The sequence below is a fragment of the Bacillus sp. SIMBA_154 genome (genome assembly GCF_046536015.1).
GTDB classification, from domain to species: domain Bacteria; phylum Bacillota; class Bacilli; order Bacillales; family Bacillaceae; genus Bacillus; species Bacillus pumilus_P.
Genome location: NZ_JAWJBV010000007.1, coordinates 1 through 20,881, shown reverse-complemented (window position 1 = coordinate 20,881; position 20,881 = coordinate 1). Strand labels below are relative to the sequence as shown.

At 43.1% G+C, this 20,881-nt stretch carries 20 protein-coding genes; 12 read left to right on the top strand and 8 right to left on the bottom strand.

Going from position 1 to position 20,881, the window contains the following annotated elements:
• Window positions 1-2: 2 nt before the first annotated feature.
• The 4 genes from R0K30_RS11545 to R0K30_RS11530 all read right to left on the bottom strand — a co-directional run bounded on the left by R0K30_RS11545 (window position 3) and on the right by R0K30_RS11530 (window position 5,356).
• Window positions 3-1,640, bottom strand: coding sequence for an AMP-binding protein (locus tag R0K30_RS11545; protein ID WP_410610777.1), 1,638 nt, complete (start codon window positions 1,638-1,640; stop codon window positions 3-5).
• Between the two features lie 42 nt (window positions 1,641-1,682).
• Window positions 1,683-2,825: an acyl-CoA dehydrogenase family protein gene (locus R0K30_RS11540; protein WP_230030248.1), complete on the bottom strand. Its 1,143-nt coding sequence runs from the start codon at window positions 2,823-2,825 to the stop codon at window positions 1,683-1,685.
• A gap of 161 nt (window positions 2,826-2,986) precedes the next feature.
• Window positions 2,987-4,525 (bottom strand): glycoside hydrolase family 10-like protein, encoded by a 1,539-nt coding sequence (locus R0K30_RS11535; protein WP_410610775.1) that lies wholly within the window; start codon window positions 4,523-4,525, stop codon window positions 2,987-2,989.
• Window positions 4,526-4,549: 24 nt separating this feature from the next.
• Complete coding sequence (locus R0K30_RS11530; protein WP_099727908.1) at window positions 4,550-5,356, bottom strand: tyrosine-protein phosphatase; 807 nt, start codon at window positions 5,354-5,356, stop codon at window positions 4,550-4,552.
• Window positions 5,357-5,505: 149 nt separating this feature from the next.
• Between R0K30_RS11530 and R0K30_RS11525 the strand changes: the two genes are divergently transcribed.
• Window positions 5,506-6,267, top strand: a complete 762-nt coding sequence (locus R0K30_RS11525) for a DeoR/GlpR family DNA-binding transcription regulator (protein ID WP_410610772.1) — start codon at window positions 5,506-5,508, stop codon at window positions 6,265-6,267.
• Window positions 6,268-6,338: 71 nt separating this feature from the next.
• On the opposite strand, the gene R0K30_RS11520 is transcribed toward R0K30_RS11525, so the two are convergent.
• A complete protein-coding gene (locus R0K30_RS11520) occupies window positions 6,339-6,917 on the bottom strand; it encodes a branched-chain amino acid aminotransferase (RefSeq protein WP_099727835.1) in 579 nt (192 codons plus the stop codon).
• Window positions 6,918-7,042: 125 nt separating this feature from the next.
• On the opposite strand from R0K30_RS11520, the gene R0K30_RS11515 reads away from it, so the two are divergent.
• The 6 genes from R0K30_RS11515 to R0K30_RS11490 all read left to right on the top strand — a co-directional run bounded on the left by R0K30_RS11515 (window position 7,043) and on the right by R0K30_RS11490 (window position 14,767).
• Complete coding sequence (locus R0K30_RS11515) at window positions 7,043-8,176, top strand: CdaR family transcriptional regulator (protein WP_099727836.1); 1,134 nt, start codon at window positions 7,043-7,045, stop codon at window positions 8,174-8,176.
• Window positions 8,177-8,253: 77 nt separating this feature from the next.
• The gene (gene glcD / locus R0K30_RS11510) at window positions 8,254-9,660 is read left to right on the top strand and encodes a glycolate oxidase subunit GlcD (RefSeq protein WP_327925202.1); all 1,407 of its coding nucleotides are present in this window, start codon (window positions 8,254-8,256) and stop codon (window positions 9,658-9,660) included.
• Window positions 9,657-10,994 (top strand): (Fe-S)-binding protein, encoded by a 1,338-nt coding sequence (locus R0K30_RS11505; protein ID WP_410610769.1) that lies wholly within the window; start codon window positions 9,657-9,659, stop codon window positions 10,992-10,994. Before glcD ends, R0K30_RS11505 begins: the two co-directional genes overlap by 4 nt.
• Window positions 10,995-11,072: 78 nt before the next feature.
• Window positions 11,073-12,560 (top strand): spore germination protein, encoded by a 1,488-nt coding sequence (locus R0K30_RS11500; protein WP_249705533.1) that lies wholly within the window; start codon window positions 11,073-11,075, stop codon window positions 12,558-12,560.
• A 12-nt stretch (window positions 12,561-12,572) separates the two neighbouring features.
• Window positions 12,573-13,670 carry a GerAB/ArcD/ProY family transporter gene (locus tag R0K30_RS11495; RefSeq protein WP_099727840.1) on the top strand — a complete coding sequence of 366 codons (1,098 nt, stop codon included), beginning with the start codon at window positions 12,573-12,575 and terminating at the stop codon, window positions 13,668-13,670.
• On the top strand, window positions 13,667-14,767 hold the full coding sequence (locus R0K30_RS11490) for a Ger(x)C family spore germination protein (protein WP_230030252.1): 1,101 nt from the start codon (window positions 13,667-13,669) through the stop codon (window positions 14,765-14,767). The genes R0K30_RS11495 and R0K30_RS11490 overlap by 4 nt, the downstream gene beginning before the upstream one ends.
• A gap of 43 nt (window positions 14,768-14,810) precedes the next feature.
• Here the strand turns inward: R0K30_RS11490 and R0K30_RS11485 are convergent, their stop codons facing one another.
• Window positions 14,811-15,041: an excisionase family DNA-binding protein gene (locus R0K30_RS11485; RefSeq protein WP_099727842.1), complete on the bottom strand. Its 231-nt coding sequence runs from the start codon at window positions 15,039-15,041 to the stop codon at window positions 14,811-14,813.
• Window positions 15,042-15,205: 164 nt separating this feature from the next.
• Here R0K30_RS11485 and R0K30_RS11480 point away from each other — a divergent pair, with 164 nt between their 5' ends.
• From R0K30_RS11480 to uptA, 3 genes are read left to right on the top strand one after another with little or no spacing between them, the layout of a single operon-like run.
• Window positions 15,206-15,613, top strand: coding sequence for a GtrA family protein (locus R0K30_RS11480; RefSeq protein ID WP_230030253.1), 408 nt, complete (start codon window positions 15,206-15,208; stop codon window positions 15,611-15,613).
• 4 nt (window positions 15,614-15,617) lie between these two features.
• On the top strand, window positions 15,618-16,499 hold the full coding sequence (gene galU, locus R0K30_RS11475; protein WP_099727844.1) for a UTP--glucose-1-phosphate uridylyltransferase GalU: 882 nt from the start codon (window positions 15,618-15,620) through the stop codon (window positions 16,497-16,499).
• A gap of 52 nt (window positions 16,500-16,551) precedes the next feature.
• Entirely contained in the window at window positions 16,552-17,154 is a 603-nt protein-coding gene (gene uptA / locus R0K30_RS11470) for an undecaprenyl phosphate transporter UptA (RefSeq protein ID WP_099727845.1), read from the top strand.
• 39 nt (window positions 17,155-17,193) lie between these two features.
• Here uptA and R0K30_RS11465 read toward each other — a convergent pair whose 3' ends face one another.
• Window positions 17,194-18,015, bottom strand: coding sequence for a uroporphyrinogen-III synthase (locus R0K30_RS11465; protein WP_410610764.1), 822 nt, complete (start codon window positions 18,013-18,015; stop codon window positions 17,194-17,196).
• Between the two features lie 142 nt (window positions 18,016-18,157).
• Between R0K30_RS11465 and R0K30_RS11460 the strand changes: the two genes are divergently transcribed.
• Window positions 18,158-18,778, top strand: a complete 621-nt coding sequence (locus R0K30_RS11460; protein ID WP_099727847.1) for an acetate uptake transporter — start codon at window positions 18,158-18,160, stop codon at window positions 18,776-18,778.
• Between the two features lie 37 nt (window positions 18,779-18,815).
• Here R0K30_RS11460 and R0K30_RS11455 read toward each other — a convergent pair whose 3' ends face one another.
• Complete coding sequence (locus tag R0K30_RS11455) at window positions 18,816-19,832, bottom strand: LLM class flavin-dependent oxidoreductase (protein WP_099727848.1); 1,017 nt, start codon at window positions 19,830-19,832, stop codon at window positions 18,816-18,818.
• A 183-nt stretch (window positions 19,833-20,015) separates the two neighbouring features.
• On the opposite strand from R0K30_RS11455, the gene R0K30_RS11450 reads away from it, so the two are divergent.
• A partial coding sequence (locus tag R0K30_RS11450; RefSeq protein ID WP_486304017.1) for a collagen-like domain-containing protein occupies window positions 20,016-20,881 on the top strand: 866 nt, incomplete at its 3' end.

The window sequence follows — 20,881 nt, the reverse complement described above, 5'->3', positions numbered from 1 at the left end:
CTTCACTCCTTTATTAGATCAAGCGCCTGCTTTTTCAGTCGAAATTTTTGAATCTTTCCTGAGGCGGTCATTGGATACTCATCTGTAATGAAAAAGTATTTCGGGATTTTGTAGCGTGCCATTTGGGACTGACAATAGCTGGTTAATGTCTCAATCGTGACCGTACTCCCTTGTTTGAGCCGAATGAATGCGGCTGCTTCTTCTCCGTATGTCTCGTCAGGAATGCCAACGACCTGTGCGTCAAGAATGGCCGGATGAGTGTAAAGAACGTCCTCAATCTCTTTTGGATACACATTCTCTCCGCCTCTGATGATCATATCTTTCAGGCGGCCTGTGATTTTCACATAGCCGTCATGATCCATCTCAGCTAAATCCCCCGTATGAAGCCACCCGTCCTTATCAATGACTTCATTTGTTGCTTCTTCATTTTTATAGTAGCCTTTCATGACATGATAGCCTCTTGTACACAGTTCCCCCTGCTCTCCTCTTGGCACCTCACTCGACGTGCCTGGTCTGGCGATTTTCACTTCGATGTGAGGAAGCGACCGACCGACCGTTTGAACCCGTCTTTCAAATGAATCATCGGTTCTTGTTTGGGTAATGACAGGAGAGCTTTCGGTCTGACCATAGGCAATCGTGAGCTCCCTCATTCCCATTTTTTCAATGACTGCCTTCATCACATGGGATGGGCAAAGTGAGCCGGCCATAATACCCGTTCGTAATGTGGACAGATCGTAATGGAGAAAATTCGGATGATCCAGCTCTGCGATGAACATCGTCGGGACGCCGTGAAGAACGGTACACTTTTCTATTTCAACTGTTTGCAGCACACGCTCTGGATGGAAAGATTCAACTGGGATGATCGTTCCTCCTTTTGTCAGACAAGCAAGCACGCCAAGCACAGAGCCAAAGCAATGAAAGAAGGGTACTGGGATACACATTCGGTCTTGTTGGGTGAGCTTCATGCAATCTGCGATTTGGCTGGCATTGCAGACGATGTTGGTATGGCTGAGCATGACTCCTTTTGGGTAGCCGGTTGTGCCCGAGGTATATTGCATATTTATCACATCATCAGGCAGCAGCGCATCCATTCGTTTCTCCCATTCATGATCTGCGGTTCTTTTGGCAGCAACTTGAATACTGTCCCAGCTGCGCATGCCGTTTGGTACGTGCTGGCCAATATATACGCATCTTTTTAAATAAGGAAATGATGCGGATGTGATCTCATCTTGATGAGCTGTTTGAAGCTCCGGGATCAGCTCTTCAATCATTCTGACATAGGATGTCTCTTTGACCCCGTCTACGATAAACAGCATTTTACTATCAGAGTGCTTTAGTAAATAAGCGAGTTCCTGTGATTGAAAATTCGTATTCACGGTGACAAGAACAGCTCCAATGGAGGCGCAGGCGAATTGCAGAATGAGCCATTCAGGTACATTTGGTGCCATGATGGCGAGATGATCCCCCTTTTGAACCCCTATTGCCATTAGACCTTTACCTGTTTCCTTGACCTCTCTATAAAACGCTTCGTATGAATAACGTAAAGAACGTTCTGGATAAACAATGGCTTCATGTTCTGGGTGCTGCTCCTTTTTTTCTCTTAATAGGGAGCCGATCGTCTGTGGCTGAATCGACATCATTGCTTTCCTCCCTCACAAATAGTAAGCGTTTTCATTGCGGTGTTACGCTAACAGTTGTCTTGCGATGACGAGCCGCTGAATTTCAGATGTCCCTTCTCCGATTTCCATCAGCTTGGCATCTCTCACGAGTCGTTCAACACCGCATTCTTTCATGTAGCCTGTTCCGCCGTGAATTTGGACTGCATCAAGACTTGCTTTTGTCGCCATTTCAGAAGCGAAAAGCTTGGCATAGGCTGCTTCCTTTGTAAACGGCTTGCCGTTATCTTTCAGCCAAGCGGCTTTCCATACCATTTGTCTTGCGAGCTCTATTTGCATCGCCATATCCGCCAGCTTAAACTGAATGGCTTGAAAGGATGAGAGGGTCTGACCAAATTGCTTTCTTTCTTTTGCATAGGAAAGCGAGGCGTCAAGTGCCGCTTGCGCGATTCCAACAGAAAGGGCGGCAATCGAAATTCGTCCTCCGTCTAATGTATATAAAAACTGCTTGAATCCTTTGTTTGGGTCTCCTAATATATGATGCGCTGGTACGCGCACTTCGTTTAAAATGATTTCAGCCGTATCTGATCCGCGCACCCCCATTTTGTCATATGGATTTGTAATTGATAGCCCTTTTTGTCCTTTCTCAACAATGAAGGCTGAGATGACCGGGCGGCCGTGCTCATCATGATCCGTAACAGCGGTGACGATAATGGTTCTGGCAAAATTGGCATTTGTGATCCAGCACTTCTCCCCGCTGATGATGTATTCTTGTCCGTCTTTGATCGCTTTTGTTTTCGTTCCTTTTGCATCTGAACCTGCGTTTGGTTCTGTTAATCCGAAGGAACCGAGTGCTGTTCCAGATGCTAGCGGGACAAGGTGATCCATCTTTTGCTCCTCTGTACCGAAATAATAAAGCGGGCTTGCACCTAAGGAGACAGCAGCGGCATAGCTAAGACCTGTACTGGCACACTGTTTTCCGATTTCTTCTACAGCCAGTGCATACGATATCGTATCTCCACCCGAGCCTCCATATTTTTCTGGAAAGGGTATGCCCATAAAGCCTAGCTCCCCCATTTTTTGAAATGTTTTGACAGGAAATACTGCCTGTTCATCAATCGTTTGAGCGAGCGGTGCAATTTCTGCTTTTGCGAATTCTTTGACCATCTGACGGATCATTTGTTGTTCTTTCGTTAATTCAAAGTCCATCTTGCTTCCCCCTTTGTCTCTTCTCTATCATATTTATTAATCAAGTAGCTGCTTCATGCCAAGCTTGATTGAATTCAGAAAATTAAAATAAGATTAGTAGAAAAAAAGAGGAAATGAAAAAAGCATAAATGAAAGAAAGTTCTCATTCATGCTTTTTTTCGTTATTTTACTGTTTTTGTAGAAGGCTTACTTTCATGATGAAGGCGATTAAGAGCCGTTACTTTGTAGGTAGCACTCTTCTTCTGCTTCACTGAAAGGTCTTTGACAGGTGTCATCGTGCCTTTTTCTTTTCTGACCGTTTGCAGTAATTCATACGTCCCTTTATTCGTCAATCGATAGACCGCATAATAGGATGCAGTAGAATGTGGGTCATTTTTGATCTGTAAAGCCGCGCCATCTGCTGTCTTTTTCACAGATTGGATGATTGGTTTTTTTGGAGCTTTCTGATGAAGCCACGGCATTTCTGGAATGAGAGCCGGTTTGCTATATGTCTCCTCTATTAATCGATCCTTTACATTCAAAGGGTTACGATTGATATCCTTTAGACTAAAATGCATGCTTCCCTGCACGAGTGGAGACTCCCTGTTCAGCTCGATTTGGCGAAAATATTCCTCGGGATCAGACCAAGCGGGATCACTGTTCTGATTGATTTTATAAGTCGCCTGACCAATGTATAGGTGAACGGGCTCTCCCTTCACTTCATTTGACCACCATTTCGTCAGCACATCATAGGCGGCTGCCTGAAAGCCGATGCTCCAGTAAATTTGCGGGGTGACATAGTCGATATTGTGCTGCTGAATCCACTCTCTTGTATCAGCATACAAATCATCATAATTGGTCATCCCCGCTGTGGTGTTTGAACCAGTTGGATCATCTTTTATATTGCGCCATACACCAAACGGGCTAATGCCAAATTTCACATACGGCTTTTCTTTCTTAATGGTTTCGTTGATTTGCTGCACCAATTGGTTCACATTATCTCTTCGCCAATCTTCTATATGCGGGAATGATTTTTTTCCATATGTTTCATATGTTTCTTGATCTGGAAATGGCACACCAGCAATTTTATTCGGGTAAAAATAATCATCCATATGCACCGCATCAATATCATAGATTTTCACTACTTCTTCTATGCCGCCTACAATGAAGTCCTGAGCATCAGGAATGCCTGGATTGTAATAAAGCTGATTTCCATAAGCAAGAGTCCAATCAGGATGTTTTCTTGCTGGGTGATCGGCTGATAATCGGCTGAGGTCTGTATGATTCATTGTGATTCGATAAGGGTTAAACCAAGCATGAAATTCCAGGCCGCGTTTATGTGCTTCTTCTATCATGAATTGAAGCGGGTCATATCCAGGATCTTTCCCTTGCGTCCCGGTCAAATATTCTGACCACGGTCCGAATGCCGAAGGGTAAAAGGCATCTGCTGTTGGTTTAATTTGCATGATGATGGCGTTCATATTCATCGCTTTAATCTCATCTAACAGATGGATGAACTCTTGTTTCTGGTCTGCGGCAGACAGTCCTTTCTTTGAAGGCCAATCCAAGTTATAAACCGATGCGACCCAAACCGCACGCATCTCTCTGCTGCTTTCAAGCTTCCCTTTTGGCATTGGACGAGCTAGACTGCTAGATGGAATCAATAAGAATATAAACATCAAAGTCATTGTCAGAAACATCATACTGATCTTTTTCAGCATGTTTTGCATCACCTCATATCAAGTTTATTCTGCGATTTGTGATGGAATGCCAGCAGATGGTGTAAGCAGGATGTTTTTCATTGCTTTGAGCTGAGCTTCAGGTACTTCGCAGGCTTCGATTAAATACCGCTCTGCACTCCCGTATGTATCCATCATCTCGTTTAGCACATCTTCAAGATAATCTTGCTGCACACCAAGCAGCGGCTGAATTTGCTTTTTTGATACCCGGTATAAACTCATCATTCGGACAAATCGTTCCTGCCTTTTGACAAGCATTTGCACTCCTTCATTTGAACGCATGTATTCACTTAAAACGATATGTACCGGTACACCGGCAGCTAATTGAATAAGGGCAGATAAAAAACCCGTACGGTCCTTTCCGCTCGTACAGTGAAGCATCAGCGGATAATTTTTTTCATCTGACAGTAATGTGAACAACTGCTGAATCTCTTTTTTTCGTTCGGTGAGCATACTTTGATATAAATCTTTCATGATCGGCGTAAATGATAGAGACTTTGCTTCTGCTACCAGCATACGAAACATGGTCCATTTACTAGGCATCATACTGTCAGGCTGCATAGGGATATGGACGATTTTGTCGTGTTCCTTGATCTTTGGTGGATGTGATTTACGTTCTGAGGTTGTACGGAGGTCACAAACGGTTTGAATCCCAAGCTTCGAGAACATCGCGATATCGTGTTTTGTCAGACGGGATAAATCTGCGGATCGATAAAGCATTCCCGGCTTGATCACCATCTCGTCTGTTGTTTGAAGTCCCCCTACTTCTCTAAAATTTGCAAGCTTTGAAAATGGGTTGTTTGACTGATTCATAGAAGTTAAAGTCCTTTCCTTCATCATTCCTTTCTCTATCATACGCTTTTATAGAAAAGGAGAAAAGAGAAGCAGATGACGGATCATCATGTAAGAGGAATTATTGGTATAATGAAAAAAAGACATTCGGATTGATTGGAGATTGTAGCATGATAAAAACAAAACGGATCCAGCAAATCAAAGAGTACGTGTTTGACCAGGAATCTGCCTCACTTGATGAGCTAGTGGCGCATTTTGGCGTCTCCAAAAACACGATACGCCGGGATGTTCAAACATTGGTTGAATCCGGCGTACTAAAGAAAGTATATGGCGGTGTGGCTGTGAACCACTCAACGTTAGTGGTGTATCAAGAGCGTAAGACACGTCAGCTGAGTAAAAAACAATTGATCGGTCAGACCGCCGCCGCTTTTGTCGAAAATGGCGATATGATCTTTGTTGATTCTGGTACGACGACGCTCGAGATGCTTCCGTATTTGACGGAAAAACAGGTGACCGTTGTGACAAATAACGTAGATTTCATTACACAGGCGATGCCTTTTGAGAATCTCACCATCTTTTCGACTGGCGGGATGCTTGAGCGAAAAACGAATTCTTTCGTTGGCTATCAAAGTGTAGAACGTCTAAAAGCATATAATGTCAATAAAGCATTTATTGCGTCAACTGGTTTATCCATTGATCACGGGGTCACGAATTCTTCCCCGCTTGAAACGGATATTAAAAAAACACTCGTTCAAAAAAGTGCAAAAACGTTTTTATTAGTCGATGACAGTAAATTCGATCATTATGCACTGACCACGTTTTGTGATTTACAAGATATTGATGTCGTCGTGACCAATAAGCAGCCAAATGAAGATTATCTTCAATATGGAAAAGAGCATGATGTGCGGTTTGTCACGCCTTCAGCAACTTAGGAGACACGAAGGCTAGTAACAGCTTTCTACGGTCCAAAACGGAGAAAAGAAAGGCTGCTAAAAAAAACGGCTCAGGAATTTGAGCCGTTTTTTGATTCGTTCATCTCAAGCTGTATAATGAAGTGGAATAAAAATCGGTACACTGCCGAGATGACGTCGATGAAAGACGTATCTTCTTGGATGTCCTCAAGCTCAAGAAGCTGTAAATTCACATCAAATAAGCCATCTTGTCCATTAAATTGAAGCTGAGCACCATTTAATTGCGACAGCATTTCCTTTAGAATGCCTGTGTCTTTTTTAGGACGTTTTAATCCGAATAACACGGTATACGTTTGAAACACTTCGTCCCATTCAATGGCTAATCCATCGACTTTCACCACATCAAACCACTTCGATTCGATATAAATGAATTCTTTTTGTTGTGTTTTTACATATGTAAGCGGTGTGTTTAAAAATGAGGAGGCTTCCGTTTGAATCAAATCCTCTGATTCCTTGTCCACACGCTCTATATATACATCGCCAAAGCGTGCTTCTTCCTTTATTCTTGCACCTTCTAACGCCCAATTGTGACGCGCCGCTTCGTCATATTCAAAGTCTGTCAGCGCCTGCCCTTCTTTCAATAAATCTTGTAAGCGATTTTGCAATGACATGGCTATGTCTCCTTTCATCTACTTCATTTGCGTTTATTATTTTAGCATAACACACGAAAAGAAAGATATGTCCCAGTAGATGATGGTATCATAGTGTAAAAAGAAACATCTCGGAGGGGTACGTTTTGCTCACAATGACACTGGCAGAAAAAATCGTAGACGAGGTCAAAAAAGTGCTGACTGAGGAAGTCATCATCGCACAAACAAACGGTACCATCATTGCGGCAACAGATCCAGCGCGCATTGGTCAATTTCATGAAGGGGCATATGTTACGTCCTTGGAAGGGCAGAAACGAATCCTCACAAAGAATGATGAACAGCATATGAAAGGCGTCAAAGCTGGCATCAATCTGCCTATTTACTTTGAGCAAGAGGTCATTGGTGTAATTGGGATGACAGGAGACCCTGTACATGTGTCCCCTTTTGGCGAAATATTACGAAAAATGACAGAGCTGCTCATACAAGAACATGAATTTTTTCAAGAGTCTGAAACAGATGAACGGCAGCTAGAAGCGTTTGTATTCGACTGGCTTCATCTGCCGGAGACATCCATTGATATCACTGAAAAGGCGAAGCGGCTTCAGCTTGATGTTCAAAAGCAGCGTGCGGTTGTCCTGATCGATTGTCAGGATGAATCATTTATGAAACAGGATCAATACAAAGCGATGAAGGCTGTGCTGCATCTCACCAAGCAGGAGATCATCGTGCGCTGGGGACATGCGCGTTTTTTGCTCATGCTGCAAACAACTGCGGAAGATCGTGACGCTTTGCAGCAGCGCCTTTTTCACATGCATGCCTCGCTCTCAGCGCTGTCCACCTCGAAGATATTGATTGGTGCGGGGAAACCAGCAGCTTCTCATTTGATGAAGCAATCCTTTCATCAAGCCTTTCGTGCATTAAAATTGGCGCATGCTGATACACCGATTGTGTTTGATGAAGATTTGACGCTTGAGCTTTTTATCGAGGAAGTTAGTCAGGAAACGAAAGAAGTGTTCCTTGATCGAACGATTGCGCCCCTTCTCCCCTATCCTGAGCTGGTGAAAACATTGCGGGTACTCATGACATCGGATTACTCATTGAAATATACAGCTGGAGCGATGCATGTACATATTAATACGCTGCATTACAGGTTAAAACGCATCCAAGATTTAACGACACTTGATCCAAAGCGCATGCAAGATGCGATGCTCTTTTATTTAGCATTGATGCTGTTAGATCATGATACAAAAAAATCAAAAAAACAGTCCGATATTTTGTAGAATCGTCCATAGGCATGATGCGGTTCTTTTTTTATACTGGAAGAAATGATACGTCAAATCAGTGGGAGTGCATGTACATGTTAGATTCTGAATTTTCAAATCAATTAAAAAAGGTTGTCGGTGCGTCTTATGTACAAGACAGCAAGGCGGATCGTCTTGCCTACTCTTATGATGCGACACCGAATTTTCAGCATATGCCAGATGCCATCGTGAGTCCTCACACAGCCGAGGAAGTAAAGCAAATAGTCCAGCTTTGCACCTTATACAACGTGCCGATCGTGCCAAGAGGATCAGGAACCAATCTTTGCGCAGGAACTTGTCCCGCAAAAGGCGGCCTTGTGATGCTGTTTACAAGAATGAACCAATTATTAGAAATAGACGAAGAAAACCTCACCGCAACGGTGCAGCCTGGCTTGATTACGCAGGAGCTCATTCGCCAAGTAGAGGAAAGAGGTCTCTTCTATCCACCTGATCCAAGCTCTATGAAAATCTCCACATTAGGCGGAAATATTAATGAAAATTCAGGTGGTCTAAGAGGCTTAAAGTATGGTGTGACAAGAGATTATGTCCTTGGTCTTGAAGTGGTTCTGCCAAACGGTGACATCATCAAAACAGGCGGCAAGCTCGCAAAGGACGTGGCTGGATATGATATGACCCGTTTATTCGTTGGTTCAGAAGGAACGCTAGGGATTGTCACAGAAGCAACGCTGAAGCTCTTGCCGCTTCCAGAAACAAAACAAACGATGCTTTGCTTATACGAAAGCCTAGAGGAAGCCGCTACTTCTGTCTCGGCCATTATTGCAGAGCGGATCATCCCCGCCACATTAGAATTTATGGATCAGCCAACTCTTGAAGTCGTTGAAGATTTTGCGAAAATTGGTCTGCCTACTGACGTTCAAGCGGTGCTATTAATCGAACAGGACGGCAATCCTGAGGCGGTTTCCCGTGATATGCAAACAATCGCAGAAGTTTGTCAGAAGCACGGTGCAAAAAGCGTCAATATCGCACATTCTGAAGAAGAGGCAAGTGCGCTCTTAACGGCGAGACGCTCTGCTTTATCTGCCCTTGCCCGGTTAAGCCCCACAACGATTTTAGAAGATGCCACAGTACCTCGTTCTGAAATTGCCAACATGGTGCGTGCGATCGAAGAAATTGCGCGAGAGTATCAGGTGAAAATTTGTACGTTTGGGCATGCAGGTGATGGAAACTTACACCCCACTTGTGCAGCAGATGCAAGAAACAAAGAAGAAATGGAACGTGTGGAAGAAGCCTTTCAAGCCATTTTTGAAAAAGCGGTCTCACTTGGCGGCACCATTACCGGAGAACATGGCGTTGGTCTCATGAAAGCTCCTTATTTGGAGCTAAAGGTCAAAAAAGAAGGAATCGCGGCAATGAGAGCGATTAAACAGGCACTTGACCCTGCAAATATCATGAACCCTGATAAAGTGTTTGGGACTGCAAGAAAGCGGGTGGTGGTCTCATGAATTCCTCTAAACAAAAAGAGATTCAGCAAAAATTCCAGCAGCAAATGGATGAAAAGGAGCTGCTCAATTGTATGCGCTGCGGCTTCTGCCTCCCTTCCTGCCCTACCTATATTGAATCCGGACAACAAGAAACGCACTCTCCCCGCGGCCGAATTGCTTTAATGAAGGCGGTAAGAGACGGTGTGATTGAACCAGATGAAGATGTCGAACATTCACTTAATCTTTGTCTTGGCTGCCGTGCATGTGAACCGGTCTGCCCTTCTGGCGTCAAGTATGGGCGATTACTTGAAGATGCAAGAGACATCATTCAGCAGCATAAAAAACAATCGTTTCCTGTTAAATTGATGAGGCATGCTGTTTTTAAAGGTCTTTTCCCTTCACAAAGCCGTATGCGGCAAGCTGCAGGTCTTCTTCGATTTTATCAAACATCTGGTCTGCAAACTGCTGCCCGTAAGACTGGCATGCTGAAGGTGCTTCCTTCGCATTTACAGCTGATGGAACAGGCACTCCCAAAGGTGCCGCGTCAAAAGAAAAGCCGTTTGAATGAATACAAAGCCACCAGCCCAGCAAGAAAACGTGTAGCATTTTTTTCTGGCTGTTTAATGGACACGGTTTTTTCCAGTACAAATGAAGCGACGATCCAGCTTCTGCAGCTGTCAGGCTGCGACGTTGTCGTCCCTCCTATTCAGACGTGCTGCGGAGCGCTTCATGGCCATAGTGGAGAAAAAGAGCAAGCGAAACAGTTAGCAAAGCAGAATATTGAAGCCTTTGAGGAGACGGATGTAGATGCGATTGTCATGAATGCGGGCGGATGTGGTGCCTTTTTAAGTGATTACGATCATTTGCTTCACGATGATCCGGCTTTTCAAAAGCGAAGTGAAGCCTTCTCAAAGAAAATCATGGATATATCAGACATTCTAGTGGAGCTGGCGTTTCATCACCGCATTCCTTTGGCTTTGCCTGAGCAAGTCATCACCTATCAAGACTCTTGTCATTTACGGAATGGAATGGGTGTACAAAGTGCGCCAAGGGTGCTCATGAAGGCTATTCATGGTGTTTCGTTCAAAGAAATGAAGGATGCAGATCGCTGCTGCGGCTCGGCAGGAATTTACAACATCTTGCAGCCAAAAATGTCGATGCAAATTTTAGATCATAAAATGACGGAAGCAAGTCAAACAACGGCTGCTGCCATTGTCACATCTAATCCAGGCTGTCAATTGCAAATGGTGGCAGGGATCAAACGCTCAGGGCACTCGCCCAGCATGAGGGCTGTTCATCTCGCTGACTTATTATTAGAAGCCGTCCAATATAGAAAAGAAGCGTCCAGCTCATAAAGCTGAACGCTTTTTTCATGCATATCTTCAGACGATTGGTTGGATAATAGATGCAAATTGCGGAAGTAGATGGTTCAAATGCTGAAAAAAAACAAACAACATCAGAAGGACCCGAATTCAGTATTTGAGGCATTATCGCGTTCCTCTGATTTTACAAATGAGTTATCTCGCAGTGAAGGTTTTCTTTATCGAATTTCTTTTTTTCGATCCTTAATCAATGGAAATCTACTACATGAACAAATTCTGCCCTTCATCAAACAATTGCATCTGACACCCACTCTGGAGGAGCTAAAAGAACACATCCCGATTGAACAGGCTGTGATCACGAGTGACCTTCAAGAAGTGGAACAAGCCCTTCATCGAGGCAGTATTGCCATTCGACTCGAGACGGACTGGGCTAAAACGCTTCTTTTGCCGATTGAAGAAAAAAAAGGCAGACAAGTGGGTCCACCTGAGATTGAATTTGGCATTATTAGTGCACAGGAAGCGTTTGTTGAGGTTCTGGATACCAACTTAAACTTGCTTAGGCGACGGCTTCCGACGCCGGACCTCAAAGTGGCCGAAAAGACCGTTGGCACCCTTACTCAAACAAAAGTAGCCGTGTTATATATCGAAGAAATCGCCAACCCGCAAAACATAGAAACCGTTCTTCAGCGAATTGAGGACGTCGATTATGATCAAATTTTAGATGCGAATTATCTGGCTCAAATGCTTTATGATGTGTCCAATACGATTTTTCCATTGTTCTTAAATACAGAAAGACCAGACCGAGTTTCTTCAGGTCTTACGGAAGGAAAAATTGCCATCATGGTAGATGGGTCGCCTCATGTCTTGCTTGCCCCGACGATTTTACTTGAGTATTTTTCAACAATGGAAGATTATAACATGTCATGGATTGCCGCCTCCTGCTTTAGGCTATTACGTATATTTGCAGTGATATTTTCTATTTTTGCGACGCCTTTATATGTAGCCGTTTTAACCTTTCATTATGAACTGATTCCTAAGGATTTATTAGAAACGATTGTGGCCTCACGCTATCTTGTCCCATTTCCGCCGATTATCGAAGCATTATTTTTAGAGATTTCCATTGAATTACTTAGAGAAGCCGGGTCTCGCCTGCCAGCAAAGGTCGGACAGACACTTGGGATTGTTGGAGGGATTGTCATCGGGCAGGCTGCGGTGGCAGCAGGCTTAACAAGCAATATCTTACTCATTATTGTCGCCCTGTCTGCTCTTGCCTCTTTTGTCACACCTATATACAAAATGGGGACTACCATTCGGCTTTTGAGATTCCCTTTTCTTTTCTCGGCACAGATTTGGGGTGCATTAGGAATTGCTATGATGGGATCTTTTCTTCTTACCCATTTAATGAAATTAACCTCTATTGGCCGGCCTTATCTAGAACCTATTTATCCACTTCGTCTGGCTGATTTAAAGGGCAGCTTGATTCGTCCTCAGCTCCGCTTTTTGAATAAAAGACCGGATAATTTACGTGGAGAAAATAGAACCATTCACCAGCCAAAGCCTAAGCAAGGCCGGAAGGGGAAAAATGATTTTTACGAATAAGGAAGTGAAAGTATGGGCTCTTCTGTTAAAGAAAAATTTCAAATCTCCCCTTTTTTTGTGTTTTTTCTCATCAATGCCAATCAAGTAGGTGTCGGCATTTTAAATTTTCAAACGAATCTTGTTCGTTCAATGAATAATGATGGCTGGATCGCCATTCTTATTTCCGGCATCAGCGTTAATCTGATGATTTTTCTGATTTATTTTATGTTTCGCAAGGCCCCTTCTAATGAATTTGGTGATATTACACAATACGTGTTTGGCAAATGGATTGGGCAATTATTCAATATTCTCTATATCTTCTATTTTTCATTTTTGTCGTTGACCGTTCTCGTCCATTATATGGATGTGATCCATGTGTGGCTGTTTAAAGAAATCCCCGGTCTTTTGTTTGCGTCTGTATTGCTGCTGCTTGTCTATTACATACATACTGGCGGTTTTAGAACAATCGCTGGCTGGGCTTACTTTAGCATTGTCCTAACGTACTGGATGACCTTTATCTGCTTTTATGTCATGAAATATAGTCACATTCGCTTTATGTTCCCAATGTTTGATCATTCTTTCTCGCAAATCATGGCGGGAGTCAAAGATGCCTCTTTATCCATGTTTGGTTTTGAAACGCTGCTTGTCTATTATCCCTTTATTAAAAATGCAAAAACGTCTCAAAAATTCGCCCATATGGGGGCATTATTGACCACATCCCTCAATTTGCTTGTTTTTCTCGTATCTATTGCGTATTACTCAAGTGCTCAGCTTGAACTCACGAAATGGCCGACATTGACGTTAACTAGCATCGTGAAACTTCCCTTTATCCAGCGCTTTGAATTTATTGAAGTGTCCCTATGGCTTCTACTAGTTATACCAAATATCGCCATTCCATTATGGGCAGCCAGCAGAATGGCGAAACAAGTATTTCATACGAGTCAGCGTATCACGTTAATTGTTCTCAGCGTTCTTATTTTGGTAATGTTTTCGTTTTTTGTCGGAGCTACCTCTTTTGAATCCTTTAACAAATGGGTGGAATACAGCGGATACATGCTTGTATATGGATTGATTGTATGTATGATTATTGGATTGATGCTGAAAAAAAGGTGGGTGAAAAAACGAGCATGAAACATTATGTTCTCGTGGGTCTCATGTTATTTAGTCTTTTCTTAACTAGCTGTGCACAGCCTCGCCTTTTAGATGAATTAAATATCTCTCAGGCGGCAGGATTTGATTTAGTGGAAGATGGAGAAATGAAGGGCTTTTTTGTCTTCCCAGTCTTTAAAAGTGAAGAGCAAGGAAACTATCAAATATTAAGCGCTAAGTCAAATACCATTAGTAATATTCAGTTTCTCGTTTCAGAAAAATCCCCCTTCCCAGTTGTCATGGGACAAGTGCTTGTTATTTTAATTAGTGAAAAGCTAGCAAAAGAAGTCGGGATGATTGATTTGATGAATTACATTTACCGCGACCCTATTATTGGGTCAAGACAAGTTTTTGCAATCGTTGAAGGAGAGGTTGAAGATGTCTTGCACACAAAAATGAATCAAACCAATTTAAATGTTGGTATGTATATTTCAGACCTGTTAGCTCAAAATATGCGAAATGGCAATGAACCGGTCACCAATCAGCACATTTTTATGAACCAGATGCTTGCAAAAGGTGTTGATGCATACCTCCCTTACATCAAAAAAACAAGTAATGCCATCAAAGTCTCTGGTGTCGCACTTTTTAATCAAGAAAAAATGGTAGGTCATATCCCTGGAGAAAAAACGTTTGCATTTAAAGCCATGATTGAAAATCATAAAAACGGCATTTATGAATTTCGATTGAATGATAAGGCGAAGACCCATGTCGTCATTGAAAATATCAAATCACATGCGTCCTATCATATCAAACCAACTGAAAATCTCACAAAAAAGCCTCACATCACCATTGACATCAAGCTTAAAGGTGAATTAAAAGAATTCATGAAGTCCAAAAAAATTGATTCACCTTCGATCTTGCAGCATGTCGAAAAAGAAATTGAGAAGCGTGTGGCTCAGCAAGGACAAGACCTTGTTCAGTCATTTAAAAGGCAAAAAATAGATCCGCTTGGACTTGGTCTGAGGTATCGTTCTAAAGACAAAGCAATGACACCTGAGAAATGGCAGGAAATCTACCCTGATGCGGATGTACAAATCAAATGCCAGATGAAGGTTGTCCAAACAGGAGTTAGCCAATAAAAAAGACTGTGAAAAGGGTCTTCCCTTCTCAGACAGTCTTTTTTTAATCTTCATCTTTTACATCCGGGTCATCAGGTATCGGTTCATTTAAGATCTCTTGGACGAGCTCTTTGTATTGTTCAAGCTGCTTCATATGTGTTTGAAACTGCCCTTGATAAATCAGGTAAGATTCCCCATCAAATACGTAGCGGATCTTTTTTTGCTGGATTAATTTTTCAATATACGCTTCTGATACTTCTAGGTATTCAGCTGTTTCTGCGATTGTTAAATACATGTATGTGCACCACCAGTTCGTTTCATCTTACAAATTATATCACGAGCTGCTGGAAAAACGGATACAGCCTGTTCATGTTTTTTTCATCTTTTCTTCACTGATTCGTCAACTCCCTTTTGTACAGTATTAATACACACAATTTATAGGAGGTGACCATTCTTCACATGACAAGGAAAAACATTCGAACCTATGCCGCGTTTTCAATTGTAGGAGCAGGCAATACGCTCATTGACTTCATCTTTTTCTTCTTTCTAACGGCCTGCTTTGTACCCCCCTTCCTCGCGCAGTGCCTTTCCTATAGTGCAGGGATGATGAACAGCTATTTTTGGAATCGAAAATGGACATTTCAAGTGAAAAAGAAAGCTGACAAGTGGGAATGGATCAAATGGATGACTGTCAATGGGGCAGCGTGTTTTCTTACCTACTTCGTCTTATATGTCATGCAACTAGCAGATTTCTCATTATTCATCAGTAAATTGGTCGGCACCCTTCTTGGTCTTATGATCACTTTTACTGGAAGCCGCGTTTGGGTCTTTCAAACAGAAAATCAACAATCAGAAATGGAGCGATGATTCAATGAACATTAAAAAAGCCATTATACCAGCAGCCGGGTTAGGCACACGTTTTTTACCAGCGACTAAAGCACAGCCGAAGGAAATGCTGCCCATCGTCGATAAACCTGCCATTCAATATATTGTCGAAGAGGCAGTTCAATCAGGCATTGAAGATATCCTCATTATTACAGGAAGGAATAAAAAATCGATTGAAGATCACTTTGACCGGTCCATTGAGCTAGAGCAAAATTTACTCGAAAAAGGGAAAAAGGAACAGCTGGCTGAAATCAAGCATATTGCGGATATGGCCAATATTCATTATATTCGTCAGAAGGAACCTCTAGGTCTCGGACATGCAGTGTTATGTGCACGTCACTTTACCGGAAATGATCCTTTTGCTGTTCTTTTAGGTGATGATGTGATGGTATCAGACAAGCCCGCCCTCTCTCAGCTCATGGAAGTCTATGAAGACAAACAAACAGAGGTAATGGGTGTTCAGCAAGTAGATCGTCTAGATGTCAGTAAGTATGGTATGATAAGACCAGCTAGATTAGAAGGGCATGTGTTTGAAGTCACAGACTTGGTGGAAAAGCCAGCCATTCATGAGGCACCTTCCGATTTAGCCGTGATGGGCAGGTATCTTTTAACCCCATCGATTTTTTCTGTGTTAGAAAGAATCGACAGAGGTGCTGGTAACGAAATACAGCTGACAGACGCTCTGAAAGAGATTGCACATCAATCACCCATTTATGCTAGACGATTAGATGGTTTGAGATTTGATGTTGGAGATAAGCTTGGCTGTTTTAAGGCAGCGACTGAAATTGGATTAATGCGTCATGATATGAGACCAGCCATGCTAGCATATATAGAAAGCATACTCATGAGAGAAGCAAAACAAGCATAGGCTCTTATAAGAATGCTTGAAGAAAATCGTATTTAAAGGCAGTGTGAAATGAATGGGAACCTTTTTTAATGAAATTTTAACATGGCTGACAAGCCTTGGTTACGTAGGTGTTGCACTTGGACTCATGATTGAAATTATTCCGAGTGAAATTGTCCTTGCTTATGGCGGATATATGGTATCAACAGGAACCATTGGTTTTGTTGGGGCTGTTATTGCTGGGGTCATTGGAGGCACGCTTGCTCAGTGCTTTATTTACTGGATTGGTCTTTACGGCGGAAGACCTTTTTTAACAAAGTACGGAAAATATTTATTCATCCATGAGCATCATATTGCCACTGCAGAGCGATGGTTTGACCGATATGGAACAGGTGTGGTGTTTACAGCGCGCTTTATCCCTGTTGTGCGCCATGCCATCTCGATTCCAGCCGGCATTGCCAAGATGCCATTTTTCAAATTTGTTCTTTTGACGGGATTAGCCGCTATCCCTTGGTCCATCTTATTTATCTATCTCGGGATGCAGCTCGGGACAAAGTGGGATCACATTCAAAGCGTTGCTCACACTTATACAACACCTATTATGGCCATCGCCATCGTCCTTATCGTTCTGTATTTCATGCTAAAAAAAATGCGTACAAATCGAAAACGGACAATCTAACGAAAACGCCTTCCACTGATTCTGTGAAAGGCGTTTTTGCTATGAGGGTGTCGATTGCTTTTTCATATATTGGGATAATTCCATAATCATTGCACCCATTCTCTCAAGTGACGGGGCAAGAATGCGGTCTATTCCCTCTTCTTTTAAAGCTTCAGCTGTTACTTTTCCGACAGCCACTGCCAGTACTTGCTGCTCAAATAGATTTTGCAGTTCTTCTTTTCTGCCCCATTCTTCTGCTAGTTTAAAAAAGGCATGAACCTGGACAGCGGTCGTAAAACAGACGGCATGGACTTTCCCACCTTTCATTTCTTGAAGCAAGGTTTCAGCAGCCTCTGGTTCAGGAGGCGTGTGCTGATAGGGTAATAGCGGCAAAACATCTGCCCCCTTATCATGTAAAAACTGCATGAGAGCTGGCGCATTTTCGCCGTGAAGCTGAACCATGACCCGTTTGCCTTGAAACTCTTTGTCTTCAAGCTTTGAGATGAGGTCACGAACGGTTCCATCTTCATCCGAAACATCTGGCTGAATTCCGTATTTTTTGAGAGCAGCAAAGGTTTTGTACCCTCTTGAAGCGATGTGGGCTTTTGATAAAATGTTCATAAATGCTTCTCCGAGAGTTAGTTCTTCTGCACTCTCAATTAATGTATTTGTGCCGATGCCTGTTGTTAAAATCACCCAGTCAGCCCCTTGTTTCACAAAGGTTTCGATGCCTGGTTTTAACTCCTCTTTGGCTAAAAACACTGTTCCTTGAAGAGAGCGAATAACGGCTTGTCCTCCTTGCTTTTCAACAAGTGTACGCATTTCTTCTGTTTTTCTCGTTCCACAAATGGCAATCGTTTTTCCAGCTAAGCCTTTACTCATTCTATCCCTCTTTTTCTATTACATATGATATGTATTAAATATAGATTTATTTGGAAGAGGTTGCAAGTGTCTACTAAAAAAGAGCTTGACGTTTCTGTGGAATTCGAGTATCTTTTGTAAGTGCAAATTGTAGGAGGTCATTATGGAAAAACAGAATGTTCAAGCAATTCGATTATCAATTGCAGACCCAACACCACTTGGTTTGTTTGGTTTAGCAATGGTGACGCTCGTTGCGTCCTCACAAAAACTAGGAATCACAGATGGCACTTCCCTTATTTTACCTTGGGCTATCTTCCTTGGAGGAATCGCGCAGCTTATTGCGTCCATACAAGATTCAAAGCATCAGAATACTTTTGGTGCCACTGCCTTTGGCGCATTCGGTCTTTTTTGGATGGGCGTTGGAACGACTTGGCTCATTCAAGCTGGCGTTTTTGGGAAAACGCTTGCGGGAGCTGCGGATCCAAAACAACTAGGTTTTGCTTTTATTGGTTATTTGATTTTCAGCTTGTTTATGACGATCGGTGCAATGGAAACACATAAAGTGTTATTTTTGATTTTCGTCTTTATTGATTTCTTATTTATCGGTCTTTCCCTTAGCTCGTTTGGTGTGATGTACGATGTGACCCATACTATTGCAGGCGTTTCAGAACTGATCATTTCCCTGCTTTCGTTTTATGGTTCAGCAGCTGTTGTCCTCAATACACATTTTGGCCGTACTGTGCTGCCAGTTGGACAACCATTTCGCATTTTTATAAAAGCATAAATCAAAAAGAACTGCTCTGTGCAGTTCTTTTTGATGCTTATTTTTGTTCCTCTTGAAATATCTCTCCGATGATTTCATAAGAGCGCATTCTTTCTTGATGATCAAACATATCAGAATTAATCATGACTTCGTCTGCTTGAGTAGCTTCAATAAAGGCTTCCAATTCTTTTTTCACCTTTTGTTTATCCCCGATCATTGTCGAACTTAATTGTTCATCAACCATCGCTTTTTCATAAGGACTCCAAAGGCCATCCATACTGTCAACAGGGGCCTTGAGTTTTCCTGGAGTATTGCGAATGAGACTCAAAAACCGCTGATAATGGGAGGTTGCCAAATATTCAGCTCGCTCTGTTTGATCAGCAGCAAAAACCGTCACACCCACCATGGCATAAGGCTCTTTTAACACATCAGAAGGTTTAAATGATTGTCTGTACAATTCTAATGCAGGAATTGTATTTTTAGGTGAAAAATGTGCAGCAAAGGCAAATGGCAGCCCAAGTTCTCCTGCAAGCCTTGCGCTAAAACCGCTTGAACCAAGGAGCCAAATGGGAATCTCCAGTCCCTCACCTGGAACGGCCCTTACATGTTTTTTGACCTGACCGGTCGGTTTGAAATATTGCCGAAGCTCTTCAAGCTGCTCCGGGAAATCTTCTCCATTATGAAGATTACGTCTGAGAGCTCTTGCCGTTAACTGATCCGTTCCCGGTGCTCTGCCAAGACCTAAATCAATTCTCCCCGGATACAATGTCTCAAGTGTTCCAAACTGCTCTGCAATGATAAGTGATGAGTGGTTTGGAAGCATAATACCGCCAGAACCCACCCGAATTTTTTCGGTTCCTCCCGCAATATATCCAATCAAAACAGACGTTGCAGAACTCGCAACCCCTTCCATATTGTGATGTTCTGCAAGCCAGTATCTATGATAGCCCCACTTCTCCACCTTTTTTGCTAGATCCATACTATGCTCAAAAGACTCTTTAATGGTGCCGCCTTCTGTTACAGAGGATAAATTTAAAACGGAATATGCAGTGCGCTGTAAAACTGATTGACTCATAAATGATGTCCCCATTTCTGTCAAAAATCATACTAGTTTCATACTTTCAACACCATAACATAAAATCGTTTAACTTTTAAATCATTTGATTCGATGATTTTCGAAATGATGAATTTCTAGGTTTTACTTCCGATTTAAAAATTTGCTCATAGAATGAAATATCAATTTTAGGAGATGGGCAATTTGTACAATCAATTCGATCACAAATGTCCCTTTTGCGGTAAATATCATGAGCAGCCTCATTACAAAAGATCACGTCATGACCGTCCTCAAAGAAGAGACTGTCCATTTATCAAACAAGAACTTTCGAAACAAAATAGACTTCAAGGAAATCCTCCCTGTCACAGTGCAAAAGGAGAAAAACAATCCAAACCAATTCAAAGGGGTGGACGAAGAGGCCCCCCAGGTCCCGCTGGGCCTACAGGGCCTACAGGACCCACCGGATCTGCTGGCGCTACTGGTGCAACTGGAGATACCGGTCCTACTACTGGTGCCACTGGTGCAACCGGAGTTACTGGTCCTACTGGAGCCACTGGTGATACTGGTCCAACGGGAGTTACTGGTGCCACTGGTGCAACCGGAGATACCGGTCCTACTGGAGCCACTGGTGCAACCGGTGATACTGGTCCGACTGGACCAACTGGTGTAACAGGAGATACCGGCCCTACTGGACCAACTGGCGCAACCGGTGATACTGGCCCTACTGGTGCCACCGGTGATACTGGTCCGACTGGTGCCACTGGTGCAACCGGAGATACCGGCCCTACTGGTGCCACCGGTGATACTGGTCCGACTGGTGCCACTGGTGCAACCGGAGATACCGGTCCTACTGGTGCAACCGGAGATACTGGACCAACTGGCGCAACCGGAGATACTGGCCCTACTGGTGCCACTGGTGCAACCGGAGATACCGGCCCTACTGGACCAACTGGCGCAACCGGAGATACTGGCCCTACTGGAGCCACTGGAGCCACTGGTGCAACCGGAGATACCGGCCCTACTGGACCAACTGGCGCAACCGGAGATACTGGCCCTACGGGACCAACTGG

What these genes read in the sequence shown, in the direction of transcription:
- R0K30_RS11465 (WP_410610764.1), bottom strand. Translation starts at nt 18,015, where the DNA reads ATGAGTAAAGGCTTAGCTGGAAAAACGATTGCCATTTGTGGAACGAGA.
- R0K30_RS11530 (WP_099727908.1), bottom strand. Translation starts at nt 5,356, where the DNA reads ATGAATCAGTCAAACAACCCATTTTCAAAGCTTGCAAATTTTAGAGAA.
- R0K30_RS11520 (WP_099727835.1), bottom strand. Translation starts at nt 6,917, where the DNA reads ATGTCATTGCAAAATCGCTTACAAGATTTATTGAAAGAAGGGCAGGCG.
- R0K30_RS11455 (WP_099727848.1), bottom strand. Translation starts at nt 19,832, where the DNA reads ATGAGTCAATCAGTTTTACAGCGCACTGCATATTCCGTTTTAAATTTA.
- galU (WP_099727844.1), top strand. Translation starts at nt 15,618, where the DNA reads ATGAACATTAAAAAAGCCATTATACCAGCAGCCGGGTTAGGCACACGT.
- R0K30_RS11535 (WP_410610775.1), bottom strand. Translation starts at nt 4,525, where the DNA reads ATGCTGAAAAAGATCAGTATGATGTTTCTGACAATGACTTTGATGTTT.
- R0K30_RS11485 (WP_099727842.1), bottom strand. Translation starts at nt 15,041, where the DNA reads ATGTATTTAACAATCGCAGAAACAGCTGAATACCTAGAAGTATCAGAA.
- R0K30_RS11540 (WP_230030248.1), bottom strand. Translation starts at nt 2,825, where the DNA reads ATGGACTTTGAATTAACGAAAGAACAACAAATGATCCGTCAGATGGTC.
- uptA (WP_099727845.1), top strand. Translation starts at nt 16,552, where the DNA reads ATGGGAACCTTTTTTAATGAAATTTTAACATGGCTGACAAGCCTTGGT.
- R0K30_RS11495 (WP_099727840.1), top strand. Translation starts at nt 12,573, where the DNA reads ATGGGCTCTTCTGTTAAAGAAAAATTTCAAATCTCCCCTTTTTTTGTG.
- R0K30_RS11490 (WP_230030252.1), top strand. Translation starts at nt 13,667, where the DNA reads ATGAAACATTATGTTCTCGTGGGTCTCATGTTATTTAGTCTTTTCTTA.
- R0K30_RS11505 (WP_410610769.1), top strand. Translation starts at nt 9,657, where the DNA reads ATGAATTCCTCTAAACAAAAAGAGATTCAGCAAAAATTCCAGCAGCAA.
- R0K30_RS11545 (WP_410610777.1), bottom strand. Translation starts at nt 1,640, where the DNA reads ATGATGTCGATTCAGCCACAGACGATCGGCTCCCTATTAAGAGAAAAA.
- glcD (WP_327925202.1), top strand. Translation starts at nt 8,254, where the DNA reads ATGTTAGATTCTGAATTTTCAAATCAATTAAAAAAGGTTGTCGGTGCG.
- R0K30_RS11480 (WP_230030253.1), top strand. Translation starts at nt 15,206, where the DNA reads ATGACAAGGAAAAACATTCGAACCTATGCCGCGTTTTCAATTGTAGGA.
- R0K30_RS11460 (WP_099727847.1), top strand. Translation starts at nt 18,158, where the DNA reads ATGGAAAAACAGAATGTTCAAGCAATTCGATTATCAATTGCAGACCCA.
- R0K30_RS11525 (WP_410610772.1), top strand. Translation starts at nt 5,506, where the DNA reads ATGATAAAAACAAAACGGATCCAGCAAATCAAAGAGTACGTGTTTGAC.
- R0K30_RS11500 (WP_249705533.1), top strand. Translation starts at nt 11,073, where the DNA reads ATGCTGAAAAAAAACAAACAACATCAGAAGGACCCGAATTCAGTATTT.